This is a genomic window from Vibrio sp. 10N.222.48.A3 (assembly GCF_041475345.1).
Classification (GTDB): Bacteria; Pseudomonadota; Gammaproteobacteria; order Enterobacterales; family Vibrionaceae; genus Vibrio; species Vibrio tasmaniensis_A.
In genome coordinates this window covers 1-5,660 of record NZ_JBFRVX010000360.1, presented here as the reverse complement: position 1 = coordinate 5,660, position 5,660 = coordinate 1, and the positions used below count along the sequence as shown (strand labels likewise).

Here is a 5,660-nt window from a genome sequence, read left to right as displayed (position 1 = left end):
TAGGGGTGTAGCTCCAATTGGCAGAGCAGCGGATTCCAAATCCGCGTGTTGGGAGTTCGAATCTCTCCACCCCTGCCATATTTAAGGCTCTAGCAGAAATGCTAGGGCCTTTTTGCTTTCTGAAGCTAATTATACGCCATTAGCAAAGCAGCGGATTCTCCGGCTTGCCAAAATAGCGCGTGTTGGGAGTCTAAACCTCTACTCCTGCCACATACAAAGCCTCAGCAGAAATGCTAGGTTTTTTTACGTCTGTTGCTTCTTCGAAGCAATGTTGGGAGAACTAGGCGTCCTCCTAACTTACCAGTTTGGTTGAATCTCCGGAGTGCCGACTCAGTCCTCCTCTGGCATATTTAAGGATCTAGACTGCACGCCCCGGTAGAAAGACTAGACCCTTCTTGCTACTGCATCAGATGTTCTATAGAGAAGTTTCGGTTCTAGAACATTGGTGTGCGAAGCTTTACTCTAATTACAATTCCTCTTCGATCGTGGTTCTCTTTCTACACTTTATTATGCTTTCAATACTTCACTTGAAAAGAAGGCCATGTATCTTTACTTAATTTATTTCCGTAAATACTTTGTGTTTATCTTCGCTCGAATGCACTCAAACTGGTGGTTGCTTGTTGGCCTGTTTGGAAGCGTTAGGTACGACAAAGAGTCGTGATTGCAGATAGCAATCATGACTAAAGTAGTGGTCAGAGATAGGGAGCAACTTGTAGGCTAGAGAGGCGTGCTTGTTGATGGACACAGGTACAAAAAAGGCCGCTAATTTAAATAGAGCGGCCTTTAAGTGTTGAGTTAGAGCGTTACCATTTTTTCTTCTGACCGAATAGAGCATCCATGTCATCTTCACGCTCTTTCGATTCCATCTGCTGTAAATCTTCTGCGTTTTTATTTAGGCGCTTCTGATCAAGATCGTCAAGCATCTGTTGTAGCTTGTCTTTCGCTTGATTGGAGTATGCGTCGTTTTTAGTGGCTAATGCATCGATGCCTTTGCGCAACAGTTGAATCGCTGTGCCAGGCTGTCCACGAGATATCGAGTCATTTGCACGTTTGATAACATTCTCGATGTTGATGCGAATTTGGATTGTTTCTAAGCGAGCGTTTTCAACCACAAAAGCTTGAGTATTAAAACGTCCTTTATTGTGCTCGTTACGAACCGTGTCACGCAAGCGTTTAACTAGCTTAAGCATCATGATTGCTTGCTTGTCACTACTAGGCATGCGAAAAGCGGTGCTTTCGCCCCCTTGGTGGTTCTCTTTAAGCTGAGTGATTTGTTGCTTTACGCTTTCGATGCGTTGGGCAAGCTGCTTATTTTTAGGATCGAGTTCATACATATTAACTAATGCATCAAGAATTCGATTGTTTAAGCATATAAGAAGATCTTGGCTAAACGGCATGTGGTGAGCATTGCCAATTAACTCTTCTGTTCCATCTATAATGGTTAGATAACGAGAAGCTTCCTGTTTCTTCGTTGTTTCTACCTTAACTTTGTATTGAAGCATGATGTTGTAGCCTAAAACCAACACCAAAAGCACGGCTACCAAGGCGATTATTAAACCAATATTCATATATTTGTGTCTGCTTATTGTTTTCTATAGCTAACTAGAGAGGATACACGATTCCATTGTGTATAGGCACTTGTAAATTACAATTTTTGATTATCTCTTGTTGAGCGCAATCGGCAATCAAAATTTACTAACTAATGTGTGAGAATGAGGAGTGGCTTACAAAGCGTCAGTGATGTTTTTATTTGTTACGCTTTAAAAGCTCGATATTTCTGTCATTTTAGTTCTCGAAGCGTTATAACTATTAATTATATTACACGAGACTATAACGCTCTATTTGCAAATAAGTTAGCGCAGAAATGAGTAAAGGATTACGAGGTTAGATATGAAGTTACAGCAACTGAAGTACATTGTTGAGGTTCTAAACCATAACCTAAATGTTTCAGCGACAGCAGAGAGTTTGTACACATCTCAGCCCGGCATAAGTAAACAGGTTAGATTACTTGAAGACGAGCTAGGCATTCAAATATTTGAGCGTAGCGGTAAGCATTTAACTCAGGTTACACAAGCCGGTGAGGATATTATTCGTATCTCTCAAGAGATTTTGGCTCGTGTTGAGAGTATTAAAGCGGTTGCGGGTGAGCACACTCATCCTGAGATGGGCACATTGAATATTTCAACCACTCATACTCAAGCTCGTTATGCACTCCCTGATGTTATTAAAGGTTTCACGGCGCGTTATCCAAAAGTGTCGCTTCACATGCATCAAGGTACGCCAAGCCAGATGTCAGAAGCGGTAGCTAAGGGTACAGCGAACTTTGCGATTGCAACGGAAGCGCTACACCTTTATCAAGATGCAATTATGCTGCCTTGTTATCATTGGAACCGTTCGATCGTGGTAACGAAAGATCACCCTCTTGCACAGAAACGAAATATCTCGATTGAAGATCTTGCCGCTTATTCTCTCGTGACTTATGTATTTGGTTTTACTGGCCGTTCCGAGCTGGATACAGCATTTAACAAAGTAGGCTTAACACCGCGTGTTGTGTTTACCGCGACGGATGCTGATGTGATTAAAACTTATGTTCGGATGGGGATCGGGGTGGGTGTAATTGCAAGCATGGCGATTGACCACGAGCAAGATACAGACTTGGTTGCTATTGACGCGAGCCACTTGTTTGGTGCGAGTACCACAAGTATTGGCTTTAGAAAGGGTACTTTCTTACGTTCTTACATGTTCGATTTCATGGAGCGTTTTGCACCGCACTTAACTCGCCCAGTAGTTGAGCAAGCTATTTCTTTGAAATCGAATGAAGAGATCGAAGAGATGTTTAAAGACATCGACTTACCCGTTCGCTAAGGGTCATAGTCTTACCTAGATTCCCAATTCGGCCTGTTTACAGGCCGTTTTCATTTAAGCTCATTTGTGGTTTTATTGCTGGTAGGTTGTCTTTATACAACCTCAATTTGTAACCTTCCTTTCCATTTAGGCCTCTTACCCCTACAATCATCGCACCATAGGGGGAAGCATGCATTCACGATTCAAAATACTCGATTCATTTTTGCTAGAGCACCAGATTTACTGGCGTTCAGAGCCTTTTCACCTATGCCAAACTCACGATCAGCCATGGACAGACGTGAACCTTCCACTTGTCGATTGGTTAGATGGTTTGAGTATTGAACGCATTCAAACGCTAAAAGAACAGCCTCAAGTTCTGATTTCGGAACTTATGCGTTTTCTCCCAGAGTTAGGGAATGCCAATCAACACATCCAGTTTGATAATTCGGCTTTAGTTGGGCTTGATCTTCCGCGCGGTACTGCCGATGGTATTCCCGGCAGAAAGCTGCAACAAATCGTCGCGATGGGTGAGGCTTCATTAGAGCACCATCATGGTAAAGAGTGGCTTGAATGGTGTTCTGGCAAAGGCTTTCTCGGTCGGATCTTATCTCAGCAATCAGATCAAAAAGTCACTAGCTTTGAATGGCAACAATCGTTGTGTGAAAGCGGACAAAAGATTGCAGATGACCAGAAACTAGAGATGGACTTTGTTCAAGGTGACGCGTTTTCAAAAGATGCAGATAGGGTGTTTAACTCAAATCAACATGCTGTTGCTCTTCATGCTTGTGGTGACCTTCATGTCGAATTAGTGAAGAAATCTGTTTCACATGGGCTTCCTGCAGTCACCATTTCTCCATGTTGCTACCACCTTATTCACGATGAAAGCTACCAAGCGATGTCATCCGTTGCGAAAAGCTCAGCATTAACGTTGAGCAAGAGCGACTTAAGAATCCCGCTTCAAGAAACCGTCACTGGTGGTGAAAGAGTAAAAAGGCACCGTCAGTTAGAAATGAGTTACCGATTAGGCTTTAGCCAACTACTTAAGGGTGAGCTTGGTGTCGACGAGTACATTCCTGTACCAAGCATCAAGAAATCGGAGCTATCCGAAGGCTTTGAATCATTTTGTTGCTGGGCATCTGAAGTGAAAGATATATCGCTGGGTTCAGATATTGATTTTGACTCTTATTTAATTCAAGGCGAAGCGCTTTTCTGGGAAATGGAAAAGCTGAGTTTAGTTCAACAAGTCTTTAGAAGACCTTTAGAGATATGGTTGGCCTTAGATCGTGCCATTTATCTGCAAGAACAAGGTTATCAAGCTTCGATTGAAGAGTTCTGCGAACGTAGTGTAACGCCAAGAAACCTATTGATTCATGGGGTTAAGATCGAGCGCTAGCGGTAAACAGCACTGGTACGTGTTTTTACGATCTAACATCATGAATGCAAAATAAAGCTATAAATACAAAAAAATGATAAATACAAAAAAGCCAGCGCGACATAATGTCGTACTGGCTTTTTGTTTAATGTGTCTGAATTAACTGAACGCTTCAACGAGAAGGTTATTGCATTCAGTTAGCCATTACATCATTAGTTAAACATCGCGATTGCTTCTGCAGGCGCTACGTATTCTAGGTCAAAGCTTTCTGCAACTTCTTTACAAGTCACTTTACCGTGGATTATGTTTAGACCTTCTAGGAAACCTTCATCAGATAGAAGTGCTTCGCGGTAACCTTTGTTCGCTAGCTTAACAATGTAAGGAAGTGTTGCATTGTTTAGTGCGTAAGTAGAAGTACGAGCAACGGCACCTGGCATGTTAGCAACACAGTAGTGAACTACGTCATCAACGATGTAAGTTGGATCGGCGTGAGTCGTTGCATGTGAAGTTTCAAAACAACCACCTTGGTCGATTGCAACATCAACAACCGCTGAACCTGGCTTCATCTTAGCGATGTGATCTTTTGTAACAAGTTTAGGAGCGGCTGCGCCTGGGATTAGCACTGCACCAATCACTAGGTCAGCTTCTAGAACATGCTTCTCAATAGCGTCTTCAGTAGAATAAACCACTTTTGCGCGACCTTGGAATTCTTCATCAAGACGACGAAGAGTATCTACGTTGCGATCAAGAATGGTTACATCAGCGCGAAGGCCAACAGCCATACGTGCTGCGTTAGCACCAACAACACCGCCGCCAACAACAACAACTTTTGCTGGCTCAACACCAGGAACGCCGCCAAGAAGAAGACCACAACCACCGTTAGATTTCTCTAGTGTTTGTGCACCTGCTTGAATAGACATGCGACCAGCGACTTCAGACATTGGTGCTAATAGTGGCAAGCGACCCATATTATCTGTTACAGTCTCATAGGCTACGCAGACAGCTTTGCTCTTGATCAGCTCTTCAGTTTGTGGAAAATCTGGTGCAAGGTGTAAATAGGTAAATAATATTTGCCCTTCGCGAAGCATAGCTCGCTCGACAGCTTGAGGTTCTTTAACCTTTACAATCATTTCTGCTTTCGCGAAAACGTCAGCAGCAGTAGGAAGAATGGATGCGCCTACAGCGATGTAATCATCGTCTGAAAAACCGATACCATTACCGGCATTGGTTTCTACAAAAACTTGGTGGCCGTGTGAGATTAGTTCTCTCACGCTAGCTGGGGTCATACCAACGCGGTATTCGTGGTTCTTGATTTCCTTAGGTACGCCAATGATCATCCTGACTCCTCATTTTATTTTGGTTGTTTTATCTATGTGTAGGGTAATTCTGTCGAATTAATATCTAGTATAGATATGTTTAAGTAAAATTTGATACTGAATATTAA

4 protein-coding genes and 1 tRNA gene are annotated in these 5,660 nt (G+C 42.7%); 3 read left to right on the top strand and 2 right to left on the bottom strand.

Annotated elements, in window-relative coordinates:
* The first annotated feature begins 1 nt into the window (after window position 1).
* Window positions 2–78: transfer RNA gene (locus tag AB4653_RS11185), tRNA-Trp, on the top strand.
* A gap of 725 nt (window positions 79–803) precedes the next feature.
* On the opposite strand, the gene AB4653_RS11180 is transcribed toward AB4653_RS11185, so the two are convergent.
* Window positions 804–1,568 carry a hypothetical protein gene (locus AB4653_RS11180; protein ID WP_009848859.1) on the bottom strand — a complete coding sequence of 255 codons (765 nt, stop codon included), beginning with the start codon at window positions 1,566–1,568 and terminating at the stop codon, window positions 804–806.
* Window positions 1,569–1,890: 322 nt separating this feature from the next.
* Between AB4653_RS11180 and cysB the strand changes: the two genes are divergently transcribed.
* Both cysB and AB4653_RS11170 read left to right on the top strand, forming a co-directional pair.
* A complete protein-coding gene (cysB, locus tag AB4653_RS11175) occupies window positions 1,891–2,865 on the top strand; it encodes an HTH-type transcriptional regulator CysB (RefSeq protein WP_009848858.1) in 975 nt (324 codons plus the stop codon).
* A gap of 169 nt (window positions 2,866–3,034) precedes the next feature.
* Complete coding sequence (locus AB4653_RS11170) at window positions 3,035–4,237, top strand: methyltransferase (RefSeq protein ID WP_102257829.1); 1,203 nt, start codon at window positions 3,035–3,037, stop codon at window positions 4,235–4,237.
* 191 nt (window positions 4,238–4,428) lie between these two features.
* On the opposite strand, the gene ald is transcribed toward AB4653_RS11170, so the two are convergent.
* Complete coding sequence (gene ald / locus AB4653_RS11165; protein WP_009848856.1) at window positions 4,429–5,553, bottom strand: alanine dehydrogenase; 1,125 nt, start codon at window positions 5,551–5,553, stop codon at window positions 4,429–4,431.
* Window positions 5,554–5,660 lie beyond the last annotated feature (107 nt).

Coding starts and splice junctions, on each gene's coding strand:
- ald (WP_009848856.1), bottom strand. CDS start 5,553: ATGATCATTGGCGTACCTAAGGAAATCAAGAACCACGAATACCGCGTT.
- AB4653_RS11180 (WP_009848859.1), bottom strand. CDS start 1,568: ATGAATATTGGTTTAATAATCGCCTTGGTAGCCGTGCTTTTGGTGTTG.
- cysB (WP_009848858.1), top strand. CDS start 1,891: ATGAAGTTACAGCAACTGAAGTACATTGTTGAGGTTCTAAACCATAAC.
- AB4653_RS11170 (WP_102257829.1), top strand. CDS start 3,035: ATGCATTCACGATTCAAAATACTCGATTCATTTTTGCTAGAGCACCAG.